Source organism: Sphaerimonospora thailandensis, assembly GCF_016863115.1.
Lineage (GTDB): Bacteria > Actinomycetota > Actinomycetes > Streptosporangiales > Streptosporangiaceae > Sphaerimonospora > Sphaerimonospora cavernae.
The window spans coordinates 46,146-68,813 of the sequence record NZ_BOOG01000025.1 but is presented as its reverse complement, the minus strand read 5'-3'; the positions used below and the strand labels follow the sequence as shown (position 1 = coordinate 68,813).

Below are 22,668 nucleotides of genomic sequence, written 5' to 3'. Positions count from 1 at the left end.
CGGGCCCTGGAGGCTGATTCAAGTGCGGGAGGACACGGTGAGCACCGACCCGTGGGGCCGGGTAGACGATGACGGCACCGTCTACGTGCGTACGGCTGAGGGAGAACGGGCCGTCGGGTCCTGGCAGGCCGGTGAACCGGAGGAGGCCCTGGCCTACTTCCACCGCAAGTTCGACGAGCTGGCCGGGCAGGTCCAGCTCCTCGAGCAGCGGATGCGCGAGACCGATCTGGCGCCGGCGCAGGCCGAGGCGAGCATCGCCAAGCTGCGGGAGGCGGTGGCCGGGGCCCACGCCGTCGGAGACCTGGGATCGCTCGAGCAGCGTCTGACGGCGCTGAGCGAGCTGGTCGGCCGACGCCGCGAGGAGCTGCGGGCCGCCCGCGAGCAGGCCCGTACCCAGGCGCGGGAGACCAAGGAACGGATCGTCGCCGAGGCCGAGCGGATCGCCGAGGAGGCGACCCACTGGAAGTCCGGTGGGGAGCGGCTGCGCCAGCTCATCGAGGAGTGGAAGGCGGCGGAGCGGATCGACCGCGCCACCGAGGCGACGCTGTGGAAGCGGCTGTCCGCGGCGCGTACGGCGTTCGCGAAGCGGCGTAAGGCCTACTTCTCCTCGCTGGACGAGCAGCGCGACGCGGTGCGCACGGCCAAGGAACGGATCGTGGGCGAGGCCGAGACGCTGGCGGCCTCCACCGACTGGACCGGCACCGCGGCGGCCTACCGCGAGCTGATGCGGCAGTGGAAGGCCGCCGGTCGGGCGTCCCGGGATGTCGAGGACGAGCTGTGGGCGCGGTTCAAGGGCGCCCAGGACCAGTTCTTCCAGGCCAGGTCGGCGGCGTTCGCCGAGCGGGACGCCTCGTTCGCGGCCAACGCCGAGGTGAAGGAGGCTCTGCTGACCGAGGCCGAGCGCCTGCTGCCGGTCACCGACGTCCGATCCGCCCGGGGGGCGCTGCGCGGCATCCTCGAGCGCTGGGAGGCCGCCGGGCCGGTGCCGCGTGACATGCGCGACCGGCTGGAGGGCGGCCTGCGCAAGGTCGACGACGCCGTCCGCCGGGCCGAGGACCAGGAGTGGAAGCGCACCAACCCCGAGGCCAGGGCACGCGCTCAGGACACCGTCAACCAGCTGCGCAGGTCGATCGACCAGCTCGAGACACGGCTCGCCAAGGCCCAGACCGCCGGCCGCGACAAGGATGTCAAGGAGACCGAGGAGGCCATCGCCGCCCGCCGCTCCTGGCTGTTGGAGGCCGAGCGCACGCTCGCCGAGTTCTCTTAGGTCGTGTCCCGTGACCTGAGCCCCGTCCACGCACCCACCCCGTCCATGATCTTGCAGTTACTCGCATGGAGGGTGGCTGACCTGCGCATTATCACTTCGTGATCTTGCAGAAACTCGCAGCCGACGCCACCCACTTGCGCAAACGATTCTCGTGATCTTGCAAATGCAAGATCACGACGTGTATCAGGGCAGGCCAGCGGTGGTCGCTGCGAGAAACTGCAAGATCACGCCCCATGGGTGCGAGGCGAGAACCACCCCCATGGGTGCGAGATCACCCATGGGGGTCGGTCAGTTGGTGACGCGATAGACGTCGTAGACGCCGTGGATGCCCCGCACGGCCTTGAGCACGTGGCCCAGGTGCTTGGGGTCGCCCATCTCGAAGGTGAACTTGCTGATGGCCACCCGGTCCCGGCTGGTCGCCACCGACGCGGACAGGATGTTGACGTGCTGGTCGGACAGGGTCCGGGTGACATCCGACAGCAGCCGGGGCCGGTCCAGCGCCTCCACCTGGATGGCGACGAGGAAGACCGAGTCGCCCCCAGGCGACCAGGACACCTCCACCAGGCGGTCCGGCTGTGTGTTCAGTTGGGCGACGTTCGGGCAGTTGGTCCGGTGCACCGAGACCCCGTGCCCGCGGGTGACGAAACCGATGATCTCGTCGCCTGGGACCGGGGTGCAGCACCGCGACAGCCGTACCCACACGTCGGGATCGCCCGCCACTATGACGCCGGCGTTGGCATGGGCCCCCGCGCGCCCTGTGAGCCTCGTGGGGAGCGCGACCTCGGCGATGTCCTCCTCTGCCCCTTGGACGCCGCCCACGGCCTGTACGAGCTTCTCAACGACCGACTGGGCCCCGACGTGGCCCTCTCCCACGGCGGCGTAGAGCGCCGACACGTCGACGTAGTGCAGGTCACGCGCCAGGGCCAGCAGGGCCTCGCCCGACATCAGCCGCTGCAGCGGCAGGCCCTGCTTGCGCATCGCCCGGCCGATGGCCTCCTTGCCCGCCTCGATCGCGGTCTCGCGCCGCTCCTTGGAGAACCACTGACGGATCTTGTTGCGGGCGCGGCCGCTCTTGACGAACTTCAGCCAGTCGCGGGACGGCCCGGCGTCCTGCGACTTGGACGTGAAGATTTCAACGGTGTCGCCGTTTCCGAGGCGGGATTCCAGCGGGACCAGCCGGCCGTTCACCCGGGCCCCGATGCATCTGTGGCCGACCTCGGTGTGCACGGCGTAGGCGAAGTCCACCGGGGTGGCGCCCTCCGGCAGTGAGATCACCTGTCCGCGCGGAGTGAAGACGAACACCTCCGACACCGACAGGTCGAAGCGCAGCGACTCCAGGAACTCCCCCGGGTCGGCGGTCTCCTTCTGCCAGTCGAGGAGCTGCCGCAGCCAGGCCATGTCGTTGACCTGCTTGATCTTGGCCGGCCCTGAGGCCGACATCTCCTCCTTGTACTTCCAGTGCGCGGCCACGCCGTACTCGGCGCGGTTGTGCATGGCGTGCGTGCGGATCTGCAGTTCGATCGGCTTGCCCTCAGGTCCCATGACCGTCGTGTGCAGCGACTGGTACATGTTGAACTTGGGCATGGCGATGTAGTCCTTGAACCGTCCCGGCACCGGCCGCCACTGCGCGTGGATCGTTCCGAGCACGGCGTAGCAGTCGCGGACCGTGTCGACCAGGACGCGGATGCCGACCAGATCGTAGATGTCGTCGAAGGCCAGGCCTTTCGCGATCATCTTCTGGTAGATCGAGTAGTAGTGCTTGGGCCGGCCCCGTACCGTCGCCTTGATCTTGGCCTCGCGCAGGTCGGCGAAGACCTGCTCGATGACGTCCTGCAGGAACAGGTCGCGCCGCGGCGCGCGCTCGGACACCATCCGGGCGATCTCGTCGTACCGCTTGGGGTAGAGCATGGCGAACGCGAGGTCCTCCAGCTCCCACTTGATGGTGTTCATGCCGAGCCGGTGGGCCAGCGGTGCGAAGATCTCCAGCGTCTCCCGGGACTTCTGCTGCCGCTTGTGCTCGGGCATGTAGCGCATCGTGCGCATGTTGTGCAGCCGGTCGGCGAGCTTGATGACCAGCACGCGGATGTCGCGCGACATCGCGACGACCATCTTGCGCACGGTCTCGGCCTGCGCGGCGTCGCCGAACTTCACCTTGTCCAGCTTGGTCACACCATCGACGAGCAGCGCGATGTTGTCGCCGAAATCGGCTCGTAACTCGTCGAGGCTGTAGGCGGTGTCCTCCACGGTGTCGTGCAGCAGCGCCGCGCACAGCGTCTCGTCGTCGGTGCCCAGCTCGGCGAGGATCGTCGCCACGGCGAGCGGATGCGTGATGTACGGGTCGCCGCTCTTGCGCTTCTGATCACGGTGATGGTAGGCGGCGACCTCGTAGGCGCGTTCGATGAGACGCAGGTCGGCCTTGGGATGGGTCGCCCGGACCGTTTTGAAGAGCGGCTCGAGCACGGGGTTCACCGCACCCCACTGCCCCCCGAAACGGGAGAGCCTGCGCCGCGTCGCCGGGGCGGGTCTCTCATCTCGCGACGAGGCCTCTTCGGCCGTGGCGCGTTCCTCGGCTGCGGGCACGGCGGCGGCAGCGGGGTCTGAGACGGCGGACTCGGCGGTGTCGCGCGAGACCGCGTCGCGATCAGCCCTCGCGCCGTCGGGCACGACCACATCACGGTGCACACAGACTCCTCACGTCGAGTCCAGATTCCCTCAGTGTATCGGCGCGGCCTGCCGAGTCAGACGCTGACCAGCGTACGGACGTCCAGCCCGGGCAGCCGGTCCCTGCCCGCGAGGACGGACAGCTCCATCAGGAACGACACCGCGACGACCTCCGCGCCCGCCCTCCTGACCAGCTCCACCGTCGCGGCGGCGGTGCCGCCGGTGGCCAGCACGTCGTCGACGATCAGGACCCGTTCCCCCGGGTTGAACGCGTCGGCGTGCACCTCGATCGCCGCGGAGCCGTACTCCAGTTCGTAGGACGCCTCGAGGGTGTCGGCGGGAAGCTTGCCCTTCTTGCGTACCGGGACGAAGCCCGCGCCGCTGCGGTAGGCCACCGGCGCGGCGAGGATGAACCCCCGCGCCTCGATCCCCACCACCTTGTCGAACGCCAGGCCGTCCGCGAGCTCGTCCACGACCTGGGTGAACCCCGCGTGATCGGCGAGCAGCGGGGTGATGTCCTTGAAAAGGATCCCCGGCTTCGGATAGTCGGGAACGTCTCTGATGAGCGCCGTCCAATCTGTCACGACGCCAACATTAGGGCACCTACGCGCGCGCCCCGCGACCCTGGCCGGGCCGCGGGGCGCGGGGAACGCGTGAGACGCTCCTCGAGTCGGTCAGCGCTTCCTGCGCTTGGCGTCGGTGATCGTGACGTTGCGGGACCCCGCGACGGCCGCCGGGGCCGCACCGTCGTCACGCACCGCGGCCGCGGCCGCCTTGGCTGCGGAGGCCTGCTTGGCGGCCACCCGCTTGGCCAGGGCCCGCCATTTGGGCTCGCGCTCCTTGAGGGTCACCAGGATCGGCGTGGCCACGCACAGAGACGAGTAGGTGCCGACGACCATGCCGACGAACAGCGCCAGCGACAGGTCCTTCAGCGTGCCGGCGCCGAGTAGCGTGGTGCCGACGAACAGGATCGCCGCCACCGGCAGGATCGCGGTCAGCGAGGTGTTCAGCGACCGGATCAGCGTGTGGCTCAGCGCGTCGTTGGCGGCCTGCGTGTAGGTCATCTTGGCGCTCGCGCCGAGATTGCCCGTCACTTCTTTGATCATGTCGAAGACGACGACCGCGTCGTACAGCGAGTAACCGAGGATCGTGAGGAACCCGAGCATGGTCGCCGGGGTGACCTCGAAGCCCGTCCAGGCGTAGACGCCGGCGGTGATGACCAGGTCGTGCACGAGCGCCACGATGGCCGCCAGCGCCATCCGCCACTCGAAGGCCACGGACAGATAGAGCATGATCGCGAGCATGAAGACCGCCAGGCCGATCCACGCCTTGTGGGCGACCTCACCACCCCAGGTCGCGCCGATGACCTGCGAGCTCACCTGCTCCTGCCGGACGCCGAACCGCTCGGCGACGGCCGTCTGGACCTTGGACACCTCGTCGCCGTCGAGGCTCTGGGTGGTGACCCGCCAGTTGCGGCCGGCCTCCTGCACGATGGGGTCGTGCCCGACGATGTCCCGCACGGTCTCGCGTACCTGCTCCACGCTGGAGCCCGGCGTGCGGGCGAAGTCGAGCACCGACCCGCCCTGGAACTCGACGCCCAGCGTGAGCCCGTGGATCAGGACACCGAGGATGGAGACGGCCATCAGGAACGCCGACAGGCCGTACCAGAGCCTGCGCTTGCCGACGAAGTCGATGTCGATGTCGCCGCGGTAGAGGCGGCTGATCACTCCCGGCATCACGCCTCCTGCAGGGTCTGCTCGGCGGGGCTGGTGCGGCCCATGCGCTCCGCGTCGAGTCCGGACAGCTTGTGGCCCTTGGCGAAGAACCGCAGCCGCGCCGCGATCGTCATCAACGGCTTGGTGAACAGGAACACCACCACGATGTCGATCAGCGTGGTCAGGCCCATCGCGAACGCGAAACCGGCGACGCCGCCCACCGCGAGGAAGTACAGCACCACGGCGGCGATGAACATGACGGCGTCGGCGACCAGGATCGTACGCCGTGCCCGTCGCCAGGCGACCTCCACCGCCGAACGCAGGGTGCGGTGGCCCTCCTTGATCTCGTCACGGACCCGCTCGAAGTAGACGATGAACGAGTCCGCCGTGATGCCGATCGACACCACCAGGCCGACGATGTGCGGCAGCGAGAGCCGGAATCCCGCGTTGTAGCTGATGACGGCCACGGTGAGGTAGGTGACGATCGTCGCGCAGCCGAGGCTGGCCACGCCGATCACGCCGAGGCCCCGGTAGTAGAGCAACAGGTAGATCACGACCACGAGCAGGCCCAGCGCGCCCGAGATGAGACCGCCGCGCAACTGGTCCTGACCCAGTGTCGAGGAGACCGACTCCACCGACCCCTGCTTGAACTTCAGCGGCAGCGCGCCGTACTTGAGCTGGTCGGCCAGTTCGGTCGCGGTGACCTGGTTGAAGCTGCCGGAGATGCGGGCGCTGCCGCCCGGGATGGCCTCCTCGATCGTCGGTGCGACGACGACGACGCCGTCGAGCACGTTCGCGAGCTGGTTGCGCGGAGCGGGGAGGCTGGTGATCCGCCGGGTGATGTCGGCGAACTGCGAGGCGCCCTTGGACTTGAAGCTGACCTGGACGATCCACTCGCCGGTGGTCGGGTCGGTGCCGGCCGTGGCTCCGCTGATCTCGGTGCCCTGTACGGCGGCCTTGTCGAGGATGTAACGGGCGGTGCCGTCGTCACTGCAGGCGACGATCTGCTTGTCCGGGTCGTCCTGCGCGCCCTGGCCGCGGTTCTTGGCGGTGCAGTCGATCTTGCGGAACTCCGTCAGCAGGGCGGGATCGATGCCGCTGGTGTCCTGACCGGCCAGGGGGTCGTCGGCGGACTCGGGGCTGGGCGGAGCGCTGGGCGTCGCCCCGCCCCCCGCATCGGCGGCTGGTCCGCCCTCCGATCCGCTGTCGGATCCGGCCCCGCGCTTCGCGCCGCCCTTCGCTCCCGACCTCGCACCGGCTCGGTGCCCGGTCCTGGCCGCCGGAGACGGGGTGGGAGCGGTCAGCGCCGAGGCCAGCGCGCGGCCGGCCGGCGTCGTCGACGCCGTGGCGCCGGGGCCGCCGCTCGGGGCTCCGCTCGGCTTGCGCGCGGCGCTCGGCATCGTGCTCGGGCTCATGCCCGGGTCCGGTGCCGGCGCCTCAGTGGGCAGCTGCTGGGGCTCCATTTTCGCCGGAGCCATCGCGAGCACCTGCCGCATCCGCAGCTCGGCGGTGGTCGAGACGAGTTTCAGCGCCTCAGACTGACCCACACCCGGGATCTGGATCACGATGTTCTCATTGGCCTTGGCGACCTCGGCGTCCGAGATGCCGGTGCCGTTGACGCGGGCGCGGATGATGTTGACGGCCCGGTCGAGGGACTCCTGCGAGGGAGCCTTCCCGTCCAGCGTGACCGGGGTGAGCGTCACCGTGGTGCCACCCGCGAGGTCGAGGCCGAACTTGGGGACGAACGCCTTCTGGAGCGCGACCGTCGCGCCCATGGCGAGGATGAGCGCCAGGAGCGTCAGGAGTGTTCGTCCCGGCCTGCTCTGGCTACTTTTCGGTGGGGCCACTGGTGGTCAGTTCTTTCCGTCAAAGGATGTGCGATCAGCCTACTCAGGACTGCTTGCTGCTCGTGTCGTCTCCCTTCCCCGTGTCGGAAGTGTCGGCCGCGGAATCGGTGGCCGACTCGATCGGCGGCAGGCCCTCCGGCGTTTCCTCCACCGGGGTGACGACCCTGCCGATCGCCGCCTTGACCCAGCGGGTCTCCACGCCCGGCGCGACCTCCAGGATGACATCGTCGTCCTCGATGCCGGTGATGGTCCCGAACAGGCCGGTCGTGGTCATGACCCGGGCACCCGGAGTGAGCGAGCTCTGCATCCGGAGCGTCTCCTGCTGCCGCTTGCGCTGCGGGCGGATCAGGAGGAAGTAGAACACCACTACCAGCAAGATCAGTGGCACGAACGTCCCAAGGCCTTCCACGGGGGCCACCCTTCCATTAGGTGATGAGCCGGCGTGACGCCGGAGGTTGTGTGCGCGTTCCGCGTGGCCGGCGGTACGCCGAGGGCGTCGGCGTAAGCGGCCAGTCAAGCCACGCAGTGTATGCGAGCCGTTCAAAGCCCGGCAACGAACACACGATCTGGCACACGGGAAAGTTCCGCTTTCGCGGCCTTTGCAATCGTTCTGTGACCCCAACCCGGCGTCACATCGCGGGTGTCCGGCTTGCGCCGCCCCCTGCAGTGCCTTTCATTCCCCGGATGTACGGCTTCGCACCCGCACGGAGAAGGACGTTCAGGCGCCGTCGAGCAGTCCCGGGATCACTCCGGCGCCGAAGGCGTCAGGAGGCGGAGTCAGGCCGAGATGCATCCACGCCGACGCGGTGGCGACCCGGCCTCTCGGGGTGCGGGCCAGCAGGCCCTGCCGGACGAGGAACGGCTCCGCGACGACCTCCACCGTCTCCGGCTCCTCCCCCACCGCGACGGCCAGGGTGGACAGTCCCACGGGACCGCCCCCGAACTTCCGCAGCAGCGCGTCGAGCACCGCCCGGTCGAGCCGGTCGAGGCCCTCCGCGTCCACCTCGTACAGGTTGAGCGCGGCGGCGGCGACATCCCGGGTGATCACACCCTCCACCCGCACCTCGGCGAAGTCGCGCACCCTCCGCAGCAGCCGGTTGGCGATCCGGGGCGTGCCGCGGGACCGGCGGGCGATCTCGTGCGCGCCTTCCGGAGGGAGCTCGACCGACAGCAACCGGGCCGAGCGGTGCAGCACCCGTTCGAGCTCGTCCACCTCGTAGAAGTCCATGTGCGCGGTGAAGCCGAACCGGTCGCGCAGCGGCGCGGGCAGCAGCCCGGCCCGTGTCGTCGCTCCCACCAGTGTGAACGGTGCGATGTCCAGCGGGATCGAGGTCGCCCCCGGCCCCTTGCCGACGACGATGTCGACCCGGAAGTCCTCCATCGCGAGATAGAGCATCTCCTCGGCCGGCCTGGCCATGCGGTGGATCTCGTCGACGAACAGCACCTCGCCCTCCGACAGGGTGGAGAGGATCGCGGCGAGGTCGCCCGCGCGTTCCAGCGCCGGTCCCGAGGTCATCCGGAGCGGCGCCCCCAGCTCGGCCGCGATGATCATGGCGAGCGTCGTCTTCCCCAGCCCGGGTCCCCCGCTCATCAGCACGTGGTCCGGCGGCCGGCTGCGGCGCAGCGCGCTCTCCAGCACCAGCGACAACTGCTCGCGGACCCGGCCCTGCCCGATGAACTCGTCGAGGCGCTTGGGGCGCAGCGCCGCCTCGATCAGCCGCTCATCGCCCTCGGGCTCCGGGGAAACGAGATCACGCTCGATGCTCATGGACGCCTCACCTGACGCTCAGGGCACGGAGGGCGGACTTCAGCAGCGCGGCGACGTCGGGAGCGCGCCCCGCGGCCGCAGCGGACTCGGCCTCGGGCGCCACGGCGGCCACCGCCTCGTCGGCGTCCTTGGCCGAGTAGCCGAGCCCGACCAGCCCCGAGTGGACCTGCTCTCGCCATGGGGCCCCGCCGGTTCCGCCGCCATGGGCGGCAGCGGTGAGCGCCCCTTCGGGGACGCCGAGCCGGTCTTTGAGCTCGAGCACGATGCGCTGGGCTCCCTTCTGGCCGATGCCCGGCACCATGGTCAGCGCCTTCAGGTCGCCGCCCGCCACGGCGACCCGGAGGGCGTCAGGGGCATGCACCGCGAGCATGGCCAGGGCGAGTCGCGGCCCGACGCCGCTCGCCGTCTGCAGCATCTCGAAAACCCTGCGCTCGTCGTCGGTGGCGAAGCCGTACAGCGTGAGCGAGTCCTCGCGCACGACCAGCGTGGTGGACAGCCGCGCGGGCTCTCCGAGGCGCAGGCCCGCCAGCGTCCCCGGCGTGCAGTGCACGAGCACGCCCACGCCGCCCACCTCGATCACCGCGTGGTCCGGCCCGACCGCCGCCACCGGCCCCGCCACGGATGCGATCATCTCCGCGCTCCCTTCGACTGCCCGGTCCCGGATTGCACAGTCCTACCAGAACGGGCCTGCGCGAGCGCCTCGGCCAGGCGGTTCTGTACGCCTCCCCGCCACACGTGGCAGATGGCCAGCGCGAGCGCGTCGGCCGCGTCGGCCGGCCGGGGCATGGCCTCGAGCCGCAGCAGGCGGGTCACCATCGCGCCGACCTGCTTCTTGTCGGCGTTGCCGTTGCCGGTGATCGCCGCCTTGACCTCGCTGGGGGTGTGCAGGGCGACCGGCAGGCCCCGCCGCGCCGCGCAGACGATCGCCACCGCCGCCGCCTGCGCCGTGCCCATCACGGTCCGGACGTTGTGCTGCGCGAACACGCGCTCCACCGCGACCGCGTCGGGCCGGACCTCGTCCAGCCACTGCTCGATCCCGGCCTCGATCGCGACGAGGCGGGGCCCGATGTCGTCGTCGGCGGGAGTGCGCACCACACCGACGGCCACGAGGCTCAGCGGCGCCCCGGGGCGGCCCTCGACGGCGCCGAGGCCGCATCTGGTCAACCCCGGATCCACCCCGAGCACCCGCAGCGCAGTCACCCGCACCCGCCGACCGCCTCTCTCGCACCTCCGCCGAACGCATGTTCGGCATCGCACTCTATCGTGCGCGGTTCAGAAGTAGTCAATCATGTACGCAGAGCAGTTGAAGGCCGCGTCAAGAGCGGAGTCGGTTTCCGGCGAACCGCCGGCGAGGCGGCCGGTGCGGCGGAGCGTGGCCGCCGGGATCCCGGCGAACAGCGCGGACATGCTCCCGATGGTGAACCTCGCGGCGGCGGCCGGAGCCGTACCGTCCAGCCGTTCGGCGGAGCCCGTGCCGGCCTCGACGCACAGCCGCCAGACCCCCGCGTTGGCGGGGCGCTGCGGGTCCTCGACCTCGATGACGGCGTCGACCGAGACGCCGGGCGGGTAACCGCGCGCTTCGACGGCGGCCGGCAGGTCGATCACGCGCAGCATCCATCGGGTCTGCGTCACCTCGTCGTGCGACCGCTCCCGCAGCAGCCACAGGACCGGGTCGTACGGCTCGACGCACGCCCTGACCGACTCGGCGATCGAGGAGGCGGTGCCGACGAGCGACCACAGTGCCCGTGCCGTGGCCTCCGATCCGGCCACGAGGTTGTCCACCTGGATGTCCCTGCCGCTCCAGCGGTAGATGACGTAACCGTCGTCGGCGAGGTAGCAGAAGTCGTCCTCGTCGGCGAGCCAGAGCCGCCAGGTGCGCTCGTCCTGGACCAGTGGGCCGCAGGCACGGGTGGCGGCGTAGACCCGGGACAGCACGGACCTGAGCTCGCCGGCGTCTTCCGGGCCCATGCGGCGCAGTTTGGCGTCCCCGCCCCCATGGCCGCCGCGCAGCGTGCGCAGCGCCTCGGCCGGCGACGTGGCGATGAACTGCGCGCCGGCGTGCTCCCAGCCCAGGCCGCGGTAGATCGGCGTGGTGGCCGGATAGAGCGCGGAGACGGCGTGTCCCAACTCGGCGCAGCGGTCGATGACGGCGCGCATGAGCCGCCCGCCCACGCCACGGCCCCGGTCCTCCGGAGCCACGGTCACGCTCGCGACGCCGCCCATGGAGACGGGCCGCCCGTGCCACCACTGGGTGTACGGGTTCACCCGGGCGGTGGCCGTCAGCCTCGATCCGTCGAAGACACCGAGATAGCGCCCCTCCGGCAACATCGGCGTGACCATCTCACGCCAGATTTCGGCATCCCGTGCCGAGATCGGGCCGAATGCACGTTTGCGGTTGTCGAGGACCGCGTCCAGGTCGCCGGGGCTCAGCTCACGAATCTCCACAAGCGGCACATGCTACGTGGTCCGGCGCCGGGCCCGCCAACGGGTATCAGACTTCGAGCTTCTCCATGATGTCGTCGCCGACGTCGAAGTTGGCCCAGACGTTCTGCACGTCGTCGCTGTCCTCGAGTGCGTCGACGAGGCGGAAGACCTTGCGGGCGCCCTCCTCGTCGAGCGGCACGTTCAGCGTCGGCAGGAAGCTCGCCTCGGCCGACTCGTAGTCGATGCCGGCCTCCTGCAGCGCCTTGCGCACCGGGACCAGGTCGGACGCCTCGGACACGACCTCGAAGTTCTCACCGAGGTCGTTGACCTCCTCGGCGCCCGCCTCCAGGACCGCCACGAGCACGTCGTCCTCGCTCAGCGAGCCCTTCGGGACGATCACCACGCCCTTGCGGTTGAACATGTACGACACCGAGCCGGGGTCGGCCAGGGATCCGCCGTTGCGGGTGAGCGCGACGCGGACCTCGGAGGCGGCGCGGTTGCGGTTGTCGGTGAGGCATTCGATCAGGATCGCGACGCCGCCGGGGCCGTACCCCTCGTACATGATGGTCTGCCAGTCGGCGCCGCCGGCCTCCAGTCCGCCGCCGCGCTTGCGCGCCCGCTCGATGTTCTCGATCGGAACGGAGTTCTTCCTGGCCTTGAGGATCGCGTCGAACAGCGTCGGGTTGCCGTCCGGGTCGGGGCCACCGGTCCTGGCGGCGACCTCGATGTTCTTGATGAGCTTGGCGAACAGCTTGCCGCGCTTGGAATCAAGCGCGGCCTTCTTGTGCTTGGTCGTCGCCCATTTGGAGTGGCCGGACATCGCCTAGAGCTCCCTCACCATTTCGACAAAGTACGAATGCACCCGCGCGTCGCCGGTCAACTCCGGGTGGAAGGACGTCGCGAGCAGAGGTCCCTGCCGGACCGCGACGATCCTACTCCCCGTCCGGCAGAGCACCTTCACATCCGTACCGACCGACTCGACCCACGGCGCGCGGATGAACACCGCCCGGACCGCCCCGCGCCCGGCGAAGTCGAGGTCGGTCTCGAAGGAGTCGACCTGGCGGCCGAAGGCGTTGCGGCGCACCACCATGTCGATCCCGCCGAGCGTCTGCTGGCCCTCGGTGCCGCCCTCGACGCGGTCGGCCAGCATGATCATCCCGGCGCAGGAGCCGTAGGCGGGCATGCCCTCCTTGATCCGCAGCCGGAGCGGTTCGAGCAGTTCGAACGCGACGGCGAGCTTCCACATCGTGGTGGACTCCCCGCCGGGGATGACCAGGCCGTCGACCTCGTCGAGCTCCTCCTGGCGGCGCACCGCGCTCGCGCGGGCGCCGCAGGCCTCCAGGGCGTGGACGTGCTCGCGCACGTCGCCCTGGAGAGCGAGCACGCCGATCTTCACCAGCCACGCTCGGCGAGGCGGTGCGGGACGGGGATCTCGTCCACGTTGATGCCGACCATGGCCTCGCCCAGGCCGCGCGACACCTTCGCGATCACGTCGGGGTCGTCGTAGAACGTGGTGGCCTTGACGATCGCGGCGGCGCGCTTGGCCGGGTCGCCCGACTTGAAGATGCCCGAGCCGACGAACACGCCCTCGGCGCCGAGCTGCATCATCATGGCGGCGTCGGCCGGGGTGGCGATGCCGCCCGCGGTGAACAGCACCACCGGCAGCTTCCCGGCCTTGGCGACCTCGGCGACCAGTTCGTACGGCGCCTGCAGCTCCTTGGCCGCCACGTACAGCTCATCCTCCGGCAGTGAGGACAGGCGCTTGATCTCGCCCCGGATGGTCCGCATGTGGGTGACGGCGTTGGACACGTCGCCGGTCCCGGCCTCACCCTTGGAGCGGATCATCGCGGCGCCCTCGGTGATGCGGCGCAGCGCCTCGCCGAGGTTGGTGGCCCCGCACACGAACGGGACGGTGAAACGCCACTTGTCGATGTGGTTCGCGTAGTCGGCCGGGGTCAGCACCTCGGACTCGTCGATGTAGTCGACGCCCAGCGACTGCAGCACCTGGGCCTCGACGAAATGTCCGATCCTGGCCTTGGCCATGACGGGGATCGACACGGCGCCGATGATGCCCTCGATCATGTCGGGGTCGCTCATCCGGGAGACCCCGCCCTGGGCGCGGATGTCGGCGGGGACGCGCTCCAGCGCCATGACGGCGACGGCTCCGGCGTCCTCGGCGATCTTGGCCTGATCGGGGGTGACGACGTCCATGATCACCCCGCCCTTGAGCATCTCGGCCATGCCGCGCTTTACGCGCGCGGTGCCGACGGCGGTGGTCTCGTTGGCTTCTGGGGCCTCGTTGACTTCGGGGGCGCTGCTGGACACGGTCCTACCTCACGATGGGGCGACGGATTCCACTCCATGTTAGGTCTTGTCCGTCAGCTGTTACGCCGTCATCCGGATGCTCCACCCCGGCCAATTCGATCACGCTTTTCGTGCGGTCCGTACAACCGCGCCGCCGTACGGGTCGCGGTACGGCAGGTCAGGGTGCGACGGGCTTCTTGCTGGCGAGCACCACCCAGACCTGGCCGCGGGCGAACGGCATCGGGCTGCCGTCGGCCGTCGTGTAGGTCGTGCCCTCCTTCTCCGAGGGCCGCGACCAGCGCACCCGGTATGCCTGGCCGTCCCGCAGCACCACTCCGGTGCCCTTGCCCACGGTGTGGACGAGCGGGGTGTAGCTGCCGGTGAAGTCGTGGAACTGGGAACGCTCGGTCTTGACCCACTGGATGACGACGGTGGGCGCGCCCAGCTGGCCGCCCTCCGCCGCCATGTCCTTCTTGTCGTCCTGCGTGACGAGCCAGCGCTTGTGCTTCTTTGACCAGGCGAAGGTGAACCGGGCGGCCGGGTACCTGACCGACACCTTCTTCTGCGGGGTGCCCCCGGGGGGCGGTTCGTCGGAGAACGTGAAGCCGATGTCGGCGGCCTTGCTCGCCCGCGGCGCGTTCGCCAGCAGCTTCTTCGGCGTCGCGAACAGGTTGTAGGGCGCGTAACGGCCGGGTTCCCGGAAGTATGCCCCGGGCATGCTGCTGTCGGAGGCGTCGAACAGCGGGGCCTCCCGGACGAACGGGATCATCTTGCTCTGCACGCCGGAGTAGGCGAAGGCCGGCTTGCCGAACATCGGGATGATGTGCAGGTCCGAGATGCGGGCGCTGCGTACCGGGCCGACCTTGGCGGGCAGCTTCGAGGAGAAGATCGCCATGAGCCGGGTCAGCCCGCCCTCGACCTGCTCGACATAGACGATGTCGGCGCTGCGCACGCCCATCTGCGGTTTGCCCGCGGAGGTGTTCTCGATCTTCACGGCGAGCACCGGCCGGTGCTGCTCGACGGGTTCGCCGGTGAACGGGTGCTCCGGGGGCGGCGTCGGGGACGGGGACGGCTGGGCCGCCTCCGCCTGCGCCTGATTGCCGGGTGCGTCGTCAGAGGAGCACGCGGCCCCGGTGAGCACCACCGCCGTGGCCAGCGTGAAGCGGATCACTGCCCGCACCGTGAACTCCTCCCGATCACCGGACCGTGTTGATTATCACAGGGGCCATGAGCTTACCGGCGAATCACCACATCTCCCCCATCGGCCGGGTAAAAACGACGGCCGTCGATCTACTCGACGGCCAGGGAGTCGGGCGGGGCGTCGTCGATCTCGAAGAAGCCGGGGTAGTCGGTGTGCCCGGCCAGCCGCAGCGTGCGGGCCAGCCAGCGGCGCTGTGCCGTACGGGTGACCGCGACCGCGTTGTTGTAGAACCGGCGGGAGTAGACCACCTTGGCGACGGCGCTGTCCAGTTCGGTCAGCAGCTCGGCGCCCGTCGAGTGCTCGGCCAGCTTCTCCCGGAACCGCTCCTGGTCGACCACCGCGCGCAGTGTCTTCGACAGGTCGCTCTCGGCGTGCTCCCGCTCGTCCGGCCCTGCCGTACGGGCCTCGTGGGCGGCCGCGGCGAGCACGAGCGAGGTCGCGGGGTCGAGGATGCGCGAGCCGGCGAACTCAAGGCAGACGGCGGCGCGGCGGAGCAGGGCGGCGTCCAGGGCCGCGTGCGCGGTCTCCAGCCGGATGTGCAGGCGGTCCAGCCGCCCGGCACGCCAGGAGATGTAGACACCGGTGAGCACGACGAGCGCGATCACCACGATCAGCGTGGTCACGAGACGTCCTCCTCGACGCCGGCCGCCGCGTGCGTCACGGTCTCGTACACGCGCACGACCTCGCGGGCGACCGTCGACCAGTCGTACCTGCGCACCGCGTGGCGGGCCTCGTCGGAGAGCTTGGCGCGGCGGCCGGGGTCGTCCAGCAGCCTGGCCGCCTCCTTCGCGAGCGCGGCGGCGTCGCCGGTCGCGAACAGCGCCCCGGCCTGGCCGTCGCCGAGGACACGTCGGAAGGCGGGGATGTCACTGGCCAGGATCGGCGCCCCGGCGGACATGGCCTCGGTGAGCACGATGCCGAAGCTCTCCCCGCCCAGGTTGGGCGCGCAGAAGACGTCGACCGAGTGATAGGCGCGCACCTTGTCGGCCTCGCTCACCATGCCGAGCAGCCCGACCCGGTCCCGATAGGCCCTGGGCACCCGGCCGAGCACGTCGTCGGGGTCGCCGGGACCGGCGATCAGCAGGCGGAGGCCGGGCCGCTCCGGCGCGAGCGTCTCGAACGCCTCGAGCAGCACCGCCAGGCCCTTGCGCGGCTCGTCCATCCGGCCGAGGAATCCGATGACGCCGCCGTCGGGACCCCAGCCGGGCAGCGGCTCGCCCTCGGCGTACCTGCTCACGGTCACGCCGTTGGGAATCAGCACGGCGTCGCCGCCGAGGTGCTCCACCAGCGTCTTGCGTGCGGCGTCGGACACCGCGATCCTGGCGGTGATCTTCTCCATCGCGCTCTGCAGCATCGGCGCCGCCACGGACATCGCCCTGGAGCGCTCGTAGGACGCGTGGAAGGTCGCCACGATCGGACCGCGCGCCACCCAGCAGGCCAGCACCCCGAGTGAGGGGACGGCCGGCTCATGCACGTGCAGTACGTCGAACCCGCCCTCCCCGATCCACCTGCGCACCCGGTTCGCCGACAGGAAGCCGAACGCCAGGCGCGCCACCGATCCGTTGTACGGCACCGGCACGGCCCGCCCGGCCGAGGTCACGTAGGGCGGCAGGACGGTGTCGTCGGCGGCGGGGGCGATCACGGACACCCGGTGCCCGTCGGCGATGAGGGCCTCGGCGAGGTCACGGATGTGGGCCTGCACGCCCCCCGGCACCTCCCAGGTGTACGGGCAGACGATGCCGATCCTCATGACGTTCTCTTGTCCAGGTCGTCGAGCCAGAGGCGCTGGAGCATATGCCAGTCCTCCGGGTGTTCGGCGATGCCCTTCTCGAAGGCGGCCGCCATGGTCTGCGTCATCACGGTGACCTTCTCCTGCCTGGTGCCCTCGGCGGGCACCGGGATCTCCTCGTGGATCCGGATGCCCCAGCCGCCGCCCTCGAACCACAGCGTCGCCGGCAGCAGCGCGGCCCCCGTCTGGATCGCCAGCAGCGCCGGGCCGGGGACCATGCGGGTCTTCGCGCCGAAGAACTCGACCTCCACACCGGAGGCGGTGAGGTCGCGCTCGGCGGGCAGGCACACGGGGCGGCCGTCGCGCAAGCGCTTGGCGAGCGTGCCGAACGCCATCGCGCTGCCGCCGCCCCTGGCCGTGAGCGGCAGCACCTCCATGCCCAGCTTCTGCCGGTAGTCGACGAACCGGTCGAACAGCGACTCGGGCTTCAGCCGCTCGGCGACGGTGGTGAACGGGTGGCCCTTGTGCACCAGCCACGCCCCGGCGAGGTCGTAGTTCCCCGTGTGGGGCAGCGCCAGCACGACGCCGCGGCCCTGGCCGAGGTTGTCGAAGATGGCCTCGTCCCCGATGGCGCGGGTGTCCGCCAGGATCCGCTCGCGGTCGTAGCGGGCGGAGCGGAACAGCTCCATCCAGTAGCGGAAGTATGACCGCATCCCCGCACGGGCGAGCGCCCGTACGGCCGGGTCGATGGCGTCGGCGGCGTCGGCGGTTCCGGGAGGGCGCCTGCCGAGCACCCGGGCCAGGTTGGCCTCCAGGCGCAGCACCGACGTGCCGCGTCTGCGCCACAGGAGATCGGCGAGAACCCGGAAGAACCACGCGGCCACCCGCTCCGGCACGTGCCGCACCACGGCCCAGCCCACCGTGAACGCGGCGGCCACGATCCGGTCGCCGAGCGGGATGCGCGGCCGGCCGGGCGGACCTGCCGTACCGATCATCGGACCACCGCCTGTCTGTACACGTGGACCATCCGCTGAACTACCGTGACCCCGCTCGCCGCGGCGAGCAGCCAGAGCCCGGCGGCCAGGATGTACGGCACGCCGAGGCCGGACAGGCCGGCCGCGACCAGGATGACCGCGATCCGTTCCCCGCGCTCGGCGATGCCGACGTTGGCCTCCATCCCGAGGCCCTCGGCCCGGGCCTTGGCGTAGGAGACCAATGCTCCCGCGGCGAGGCAGAACAGCGCGACGGCCGCGAGGACGATCTCCGGCTCATCCTTCAGGACGAAGTACAGGATCAGGCCGGAGAAGATGGCGGCGTCGCCGAGGCGGTCGAGCGTGGAGTCGAGGAAGGCCCCCCACGTGCTCGGCTTGCCCGTCAGGCGGGCCAGCACACCGTCCAGCAGATCGGCGAGGACGAAGAACGTGATGACGAGCGACCCCGCGAAGAGATGACCGGCCGGATAGAAGGCCAGGGCCGAGGCCACCACCCCGAGGGTGCCGATCGCCGTGATCACGTCGGGTGACACGCCGCGGTTGGCGAGGGCTCGCCCCAGCGGGGTCAGGACTCGGGTGACGACGGGGCGCAGGACGTTCAACATCGCTGTTCGATCGTAGGCCATGAACGCGATCGGCAGGTCGGCAAGCACATTCGGCCGGAAAGTCTTGTGATCTGCGCCACATGGGTAAAGGGTGAAGAACAAGCGCCTGCGTGGACACGACGACACCGCGAGGGCGGGCCCCCGGGCGCGTACAGCGACGGATTCGGGAGGCGATATGGCCGAAAGATCAACCGGCGCGACCACAGGAGCCGCGGGCAGGGTACCCGCGGCCGATCGGCCGGACATGGTGCGCAATGTCGTGCTGGTCGGCCATTCCGGCGCCGGCAAGACGACCCTGATCGAGGCGCTGCTCGCGGAGACGGGCGTCATCCAGCGCATCGGCCGGGTCGAGGACGGGACCACGGTGTGCGACTTCGATGAAGTGGAGGTGCGTCAGCAACGCTCCGTCAACCTCTGCGCCGCCCCGACCATGCACAACAACATAAAGATCAACTTTCTGGACACGCCCGGTTACGCGGACTTCGTCGGAGACCTGCGGGCCGGGCTGCGCGCCGCCGACGCCGCGCTGTTCGTCATCTCGGCGGTGGAGGGCGTCGACGGGCTGACGCGAATGCTCTGGGAGGAGTGCGCCCTCGTGGACATGCCACGCGCCGTGGTCGTCACCAAGATCGACCACCAGCGGGCCAACTTCGACGAGGTCCTCACGAGCTGCCAGGACGCGTTCGGCGACGGCGTCGCGCCGCTCTACCTGCCCGTGAACGGCACCGGCCTGCTCGGGCTGCTGTCTCAGCGGTTCTTCGACCACGCTGGCGGCACGTGCGTGGAGCGGGACCCGGATCCGGGACAGCGCGAGATCATCGAGCAGTACCGCGGCGATCTGATCGAGGGGATCATCCAGGAGAGCGAGGACGAGTCCCTGATGGACCGTTACCTCTCCGGCGAGGAGATCGACAGCAAGGTCCTGATCGACGACCTGGAGAAGGCCGTGGCCCGGGGCAGCTTCCACCCGGTCCTGGCCGCCGCGCCGGGGGTCGGCATGCGCGAGATCCTCGAGATCGTCACGCAGGGCTTCCCGTCGCCGCTGGAGCACCCGCTGCCCGCCGTCACCACGATCGACGGCAGGCCGGTCGCGACGCTGAGCGCCGACCCGGACGGCCCGCTGGTGGCGGAGATCGTCAAGACCACGAGCGATCCGTACGTGGGGCGGATCAGCCTGGTCCGCGTCTTCTCCGGCACCCTCACGCCCGACATGACCGTGCACGTGTCCGGCCACGGGCTGGCCGAGCGCGGACATGAGGACCACGACCTCGATGAGCGCGTCGGCGTGCTCAGCTCACCCCTGGGCAAGACCCAGCGTCCGGTGGCCAAGTGCGTGGCCGGCGACATCTGCGCCGTGGCCAAGCTCTCCCGCGCCGAGACCGGCGACACGCTGTCCGAAAAGGATCAGCCGCTGCTCATGACGGCCTGGACGATGCCGGAGCCGCTGCTGCCGGTGGCGATCCAGGCGAAGTCGAAGGCCGACGAGGACAAGCTCAGCCAGGCCCTGGCCCGCCTGGTCGCCGAGGACCCGACGCTGCGGCTGGAGAACAACGCCGAGACCCACCAGCTCGTGCTGTGGTGCATGGGCGAGGCCCACGCCGACGTCCTGCTCGACCGGCTGGCCAAGCGGCACGGCGTCGAGGTGGAGAAGGTGGACCTGCGGGTGCCGCTGCGCGAGACGTTCGGCGGCAGGGCCCAGGCCATGGGGCGCAACGTCAAGCAGACCGGCGGCCACGGGCAGTACGCCATCTGCCACATCGAGGTGGAGCCGCTGCCCTCGGGCTCCGGGCTGGAGTTCGTCGACAAGATCGTCGGCGGGGTCGTCCCACGCCAGTTCATCCCGTCGGTGGAGAAGGGCGTGCGGGCGCAGATGGAGCGCGGGGTCCTCGCCGGGTATCCGGTCGTGGACATCCGGGTGACGCTCTACGACGGCAAGGCCCACTCGGTCGACTCCTCCGACATGGCCTTCCAGATCGCCGGGCAGCTCGCACTGAAGGAGGCCGCCGCCAGGGTCCAGGCTCTGCTGCTCGAACCGGTCGACGAGGTCTCGGTCCTGGTCTCCGACGAGTTCGTCGGCGCCGTCATGTCCGACCTGTCGTCGCGCCGCGGCAGGGTGCTCGGGACCGAGCCGGTGGGCTCCGCGTCCTCCGGCGGCGGCGCCAACGGGCGGACGCTCGTACGGGCCGAGGTGCCCGAGCTGGAGATCACCAGGTATGCGATCGACCTGCGGTCGATGTCGCATGGGACGGGTAGCTTCACCAGGTCGTTCCTGCGCTACGAGCCGCTGCCCGCGCACCTCGCGGAGAAGGTCGCGGCGGCCTCGCAATGAGGACGTCCCCGGGCGCCGGGGTTTCGATCGTCCGACGCCCGGGCAGTCCCAGCGCGTGAGTCCTGTCACACCAGCCCCGGTAGGCGCAGGTCGAAGGTGGCGGATTTCCGTTGCTGACCGAACCCGGCATTTACCAATGCGACACTTGGTGTCCGGAAATGTCGGCATTTCGGGGAGGGTCGCCACATGACCGATCGGGGCTACCTGCGCCCGTTGATCGCCACCACCGCCGTCGCGTTGCTCACCGGCGGCGCCGCGTACACCTTCGGACCGGTGGCCGGGGCCGCGACAGGCAATGGGGCGGGCAAAGGCGCGGGCACGGCGGCGCCGGAGCGCCTGTCGGCCGCCCAGTCCTGCGCCACCAGCGTCCGCTTTCCCAAACGGCAGCTGCGGGGCGTGTGGATCGCCACAGTGCGCAATCTCGACTGGCCCTCCCGTCCGGGGCTGAGCCCCCATCGGCAGCGCGCCGAATACCTCAAGATCCTCGACAACGCGGTCAAGCGGCGGCTCAACGCGGTGTTCGTCCAGGTCCGGCCCGCATCGGACGCGCTCTACCGCTCCTCGCTCGAGCCCTGGTCGCAGTGGCTGACCGGCACGGCGGGCAAGGATCCGGGGTGGGACCCGCTGCCGTTCCTGGTGGACGAGGCGCACAAGCGGGGGTTGGAGTTCCACGCCTGGTTCAACCCGTACCGGGCCGCGGAGTCGGCCACTTCCAAGCTGCCGCCCGGCCACCCGGCCCGGGTCCACCCCGACTGGACCGTCAAGCACGAGGGCGGCCTCTACTACAATCCCGGCCTCCCCCAGGTCAGGGACTGGGTGACCCGCGTCGTGACCGACGTGGTGCGACGCTACGACGTGGACGGCGTCCACTTCGACGACTACTTCTACCCCTATCCCGGAAAGGGCACGAGGTTCGCCGACCATGCCGCGTTCAAGAAGTACGGCGACGGCATGAAGCAGGCCGACTGGCGGCGCGACAACGTGAACAAGCTGGTGGCCCAGGTGTCGGACGCCGTGCACGAGGCCAAGCCGTACGTGAAGTTCGGCATCAGCCCGTTCGGGATCTGGCGCAACAAGAAGGAGGATCCCAGCGGTTCGAACACCACGGGCATGTCCGCCTACGACAGCATCTACGCGGACGCGAAGGCGTGGATCAAGGCGCGCAGCGTGGACTACGTCATGCCCCAGCTCTACTGGCCGAGAGGGTTCTCCGCCGCCGCCTACGAGGTGCTCGTGCCCTGGTGGGCGAACGCGGTGAAGGGCACCGGCGTGGACCTCTACATCGGCCAGGCGCTCTACCGCGTGGGCAGCACCGACACCCCGGCATGGAAGAAGGCGGGCGAACTGCCCGCCCATCTCACCCTGAACCGGAAATATCCAGAGGTCGGGGGCGATGTCTACTTCAGCGCCAAATACCTCATCGCCAACCCCCTGTCCGTCCTCGACCGCATCGTCGCCGGGCACTACAGCAGACCGGCGCTGCTCCCCCTCCCCGAGCGGTTCAAGACGAAGCGGCCCGCGCCCCCTCAGGGGGTGAAGAACGTGAACGGGAGGCTCGAGTGGCGGGCCCAGCCGGACGCCCGCGCGTATGCCGTCTACCGTGTGCCCGACCGCAAGGCCGGCAAGGCGGCCGCCGCCAAGAACAGTGCCTGCCTCACGGCCGACGCCCGCAACCTGGTGGCGATCGTCCCGGCGAGTGATTCCCCGTCCTACGCCGCCGGCGGCTCCGGCGCCTACTACGTGACCACCCTCGACCGCCTCACCAACGAAAGCCCCGCGACCCTCGCCCGGTGATCCGGCGGAAAGAATTCCGCAAGATCACCTGT

The 22,668-nt window shown here is 70.2% G+C and carries 20 protein-coding genes; 3 read left to right on the top strand and 17 right to left on the bottom strand.

Annotated elements, in window-relative coordinates:
• Positions 1 to 37 precede the first annotated feature (37 nt).
• Positions 38 to 1,267 carry a DUF349 domain-containing protein gene (locus Mth01_RS15085; RefSeq protein ID WP_204016477.1) on the top strand — a complete coding sequence of 410 codons (1,230 nt, stop codon included), beginning with the start codon at positions 38 to 40 and terminating at the stop codon, positions 1,265 to 1,267.
• A gap of 288 nt (positions 1,268 to 1,555) precedes the next feature.
• Here the strand turns inward: Mth01_RS15085 and Mth01_RS15080 are convergent, their stop codons facing one another.
• The 17 genes from Mth01_RS15080 to pgsA all read right to left on the bottom strand — a co-directional run bounded on the left by Mth01_RS15080 (position 1,556) and on the right by pgsA (position 18,513).
• Positions 1,556 to 3,736, bottom strand: a complete 2,181-nt coding sequence (locus tag Mth01_RS15080) for a RelA/SpoT family protein (RefSeq protein ID WP_239089681.1) — start codon at positions 3,734 to 3,736, stop codon at positions 1,556 to 1,558.
• Between the two features lie 269 nt (positions 3,737 to 4,005).
• Positions 4,006 to 4,512, bottom strand: coding sequence for an adenine phosphoribosyltransferase (locus Mth01_RS15075; protein ID WP_204016476.1), 507 nt, complete (start codon positions 4,510 to 4,512; stop codon positions 4,006 to 4,008).
• A 90-nt stretch (positions 4,513 to 4,602) separates the two neighbouring features.
• Positions 4,603 to 5,664 (bottom strand): protein translocase subunit SecF, encoded by a 1,062-nt coding sequence (gene secF, locus Mth01_RS15070; RefSeq protein ID WP_204016475.1) that lies wholly within the window; start codon positions 5,662 to 5,664, stop codon positions 4,603 to 4,605.
• Positions 5,664 to 7,418: a protein translocase subunit SecD gene (secD, locus tag Mth01_RS15065; RefSeq protein ID WP_204016474.1), complete on the bottom strand. Its 1,755-nt coding sequence runs from the start codon at positions 7,416 to 7,418 to the stop codon at positions 5,664 to 5,666. The genes secF and secD overlap by 1 nt, the downstream gene beginning before the upstream one ends.
• A gap of 115 nt (positions 7,419 to 7,533) precedes the next feature.
• Positions 7,534 to 7,899, bottom strand: coding sequence for a preprotein translocase subunit YajC (gene yajC / locus Mth01_RS15060; protein ID WP_204016473.1), 366 nt, complete (start codon positions 7,897 to 7,899; stop codon positions 7,534 to 7,536).
• A gap of 309 nt (positions 7,900 to 8,208) precedes the next feature.
• A complete protein-coding gene (ruvB, locus tag Mth01_RS15055) occupies positions 8,209 to 9,258 on the bottom strand; it encodes a Holliday junction branch migration DNA helicase RuvB (protein WP_204016472.1) in 1,050 nt (349 codons plus the stop codon).
• A 7-nt stretch (positions 9,259 to 9,265) separates the two neighbouring features.
• On the bottom strand, positions 9,266 to 9,889 hold the full coding sequence (ruvA, locus tag Mth01_RS15050; protein WP_204016471.1) for a Holliday junction branch migration protein RuvA: 624 nt from the start codon (positions 9,887 to 9,889) through the stop codon (positions 9,266 to 9,268).
• The gene (gene ruvC, locus Mth01_RS15045; protein ID WP_204016511.1) at positions 9,886 to 10,449 is read right to left on the bottom strand and encodes a crossover junction endodeoxyribonuclease RuvC; all 564 of its coding nucleotides are present in this window, start codon (positions 10,447 to 10,449) and stop codon (positions 9,886 to 9,888) included. Before ruvC ends, ruvA begins: the two co-directional genes overlap by 4 nt.
• Positions 10,450 to 10,530: 81 nt before the next feature.
• Positions 10,531 to 11,703 carry a GNAT family N-acetyltransferase gene (locus Mth01_RS15040; protein WP_239089675.1) on the bottom strand — a complete coding sequence of 391 codons (1,173 nt, stop codon included), beginning with the start codon at positions 11,701 to 11,703 and terminating at the stop codon, positions 10,531 to 10,533.
• Between the two features lie 46 nt (positions 11,704 to 11,749).
• Complete coding sequence (locus tag Mth01_RS15035) at positions 11,750 to 12,502, bottom strand: YebC/PmpR family DNA-binding transcriptional regulator (RefSeq protein WP_204016470.1); 753 nt, start codon at positions 12,500 to 12,502, stop codon at positions 11,750 to 11,752.
• A gap of 3 nt (positions 12,503 to 12,505) precedes the next feature.
• Complete coding sequence (pdxT, locus tag Mth01_RS15030; RefSeq protein WP_275408949.1) at positions 12,506 to 13,066, bottom strand: pyridoxal 5'-phosphate synthase glutaminase subunit PdxT; 561 nt, start codon at positions 13,064 to 13,066, stop codon at positions 12,506 to 12,508.
• An 8-nt stretch (positions 13,067 to 13,074) separates the two neighbouring features.
• Positions 13,075 to 14,007 carry a pyridoxal 5'-phosphate synthase lyase subunit PdxS gene (gene pdxS / locus Mth01_RS15025; protein ID WP_204016469.1) on the bottom strand — a complete coding sequence of 311 codons (933 nt, stop codon included), beginning with the start codon at positions 14,005 to 14,007 and terminating at the stop codon, positions 13,075 to 13,077.
• A 157-nt stretch (positions 14,008 to 14,164) separates the two neighbouring features.
• Positions 14,165 to 15,166 carry a DUF3048 domain-containing protein gene (locus Mth01_RS15020; protein WP_239089674.1) on the bottom strand — a complete coding sequence of 334 codons (1,002 nt, stop codon included), beginning with the start codon at positions 15,164 to 15,166 and terminating at the stop codon, positions 14,165 to 14,167.
• A gap of 110 nt (positions 15,167 to 15,276) precedes the next feature.
• A complete protein-coding gene (locus Mth01_RS15015; protein WP_204016468.1) occupies positions 15,277 to 15,810 on the bottom strand; it encodes a hypothetical protein in 534 nt (177 codons plus the stop codon).
• Positions 15,807 to 16,937 (bottom strand): glycosyltransferase family 4 protein, encoded by a 1,131-nt coding sequence (locus Mth01_RS15010; protein WP_204016467.1) that lies wholly within the window; start codon positions 16,935 to 16,937, stop codon positions 15,807 to 15,809. Before Mth01_RS15010 ends, Mth01_RS15015 begins: the two co-directional genes overlap by 4 nt.
• Positions 16,934 to 17,911 (bottom strand): phosphatidylinositol mannoside acyltransferase, encoded by a 978-nt coding sequence (locus Mth01_RS15005; RefSeq protein WP_204016466.1) that lies wholly within the window; start codon positions 17,909 to 17,911, stop codon positions 16,934 to 16,936. The genes Mth01_RS15010 and Mth01_RS15005 overlap by 4 nt, the downstream gene beginning before the upstream one ends.
• On the bottom strand, positions 17,908 to 18,513 hold the full coding sequence (gene pgsA, locus Mth01_RS15000) for a phosphatidylinositol phosphate synthase (protein ID WP_204016465.1): 606 nt from the start codon (positions 18,511 to 18,513) through the stop codon (positions 17,908 to 17,910). Before pgsA ends, Mth01_RS15005 begins: the two co-directional genes overlap by 4 nt.
• Before the next feature lie 175 nt (positions 18,514 to 18,688).
• Between pgsA and Mth01_RS14995 the strand changes: the two genes are divergently transcribed.
• A complete protein-coding gene (locus Mth01_RS14995; RefSeq protein WP_204016464.1) occupies positions 18,689 to 20,842 on the top strand; it encodes an elongation factor G-like protein EF-G2 in 2,154 nt (717 codons plus the stop codon).
• A gap of 186 nt (positions 20,843 to 21,028) precedes the next feature.
• Positions 21,029 to 22,636, top strand: a complete 1,608-nt coding sequence (locus Mth01_RS14990; protein WP_204016463.1) for a glycoside hydrolase family 10 protein — start codon at positions 21,029 to 21,031, stop codon at positions 22,634 to 22,636.
• The last annotated feature ends 32 nt before the right edge of the window (positions 22,637 to 22,668 follow it).

What these genes read in the sequence shown, in the direction of transcription:
- Mth01_RS15035 (WP_204016470.1), bottom strand. Translation starts at nt 12,502, where the DNA reads ATGTCCGGCCACTCCAAATGGGCGACGACCAAGCACAAGAAGGCCGCG.
- secF (WP_204016475.1), bottom strand. Translation starts at nt 5,664, where the DNA reads ATGCCGGGAGTGATCAGCCGCCTCTACCGCGGCGACATCGACATCGAC.
- secD (WP_204016474.1), bottom strand. Translation starts at nt 7,418, where the DNA reads ATGGGCGCGACGGTCGCGCTCCAGAAGGCGTTCGTCCCCAAGTTCGGC.
- pgsA (WP_204016465.1), bottom strand. Translation starts at nt 18,513, where the DNA reads ATGTTGAACGTCCTGCGCCCCGTCGTCACCCGAGTCCTGACCCCGCTG.
- ruvB (WP_204016472.1), bottom strand. Translation starts at nt 9,258, where the DNA reads ATGAGCATCGAGCGTGATCTCGTTTCCCCGGAGCCCGAGGGCGATGAG.
- Mth01_RS15010 (WP_204016467.1), bottom strand. Translation starts at nt 16,937, where the DNA reads ATGAGGATCGGCATCGTCTGCCCGTACACCTGGGAGGTGCCGGGGGGC.
- Mth01_RS15005 (WP_204016466.1), bottom strand. Translation starts at nt 17,911, where the DNA reads ATGATCGGTACGGCAGGTCCGCCCGGCCGGCCGCGCATCCCGCTCGGC.
- Mth01_RS14990 (WP_204016463.1), top strand. Translation starts at nt 21,029, where the DNA reads ATGACCGATCGGGGCTACCTGCGCCCGTTGATCGCCACCACCGCCGTC.
- ruvA (WP_204016471.1), bottom strand. Translation starts at nt 9,889, where the DNA reads ATGATCGCATCCGTGGCGGGGCCGGTGGCGGCGGTCGGGCCGGACCAC.
- Mth01_RS14995 (WP_204016464.1), top strand. Translation starts at nt 18,689, where the DNA reads ATGGCCGAAAGATCAACCGGCGCGACCACAGGAGCCGCGGGCAGGGTA.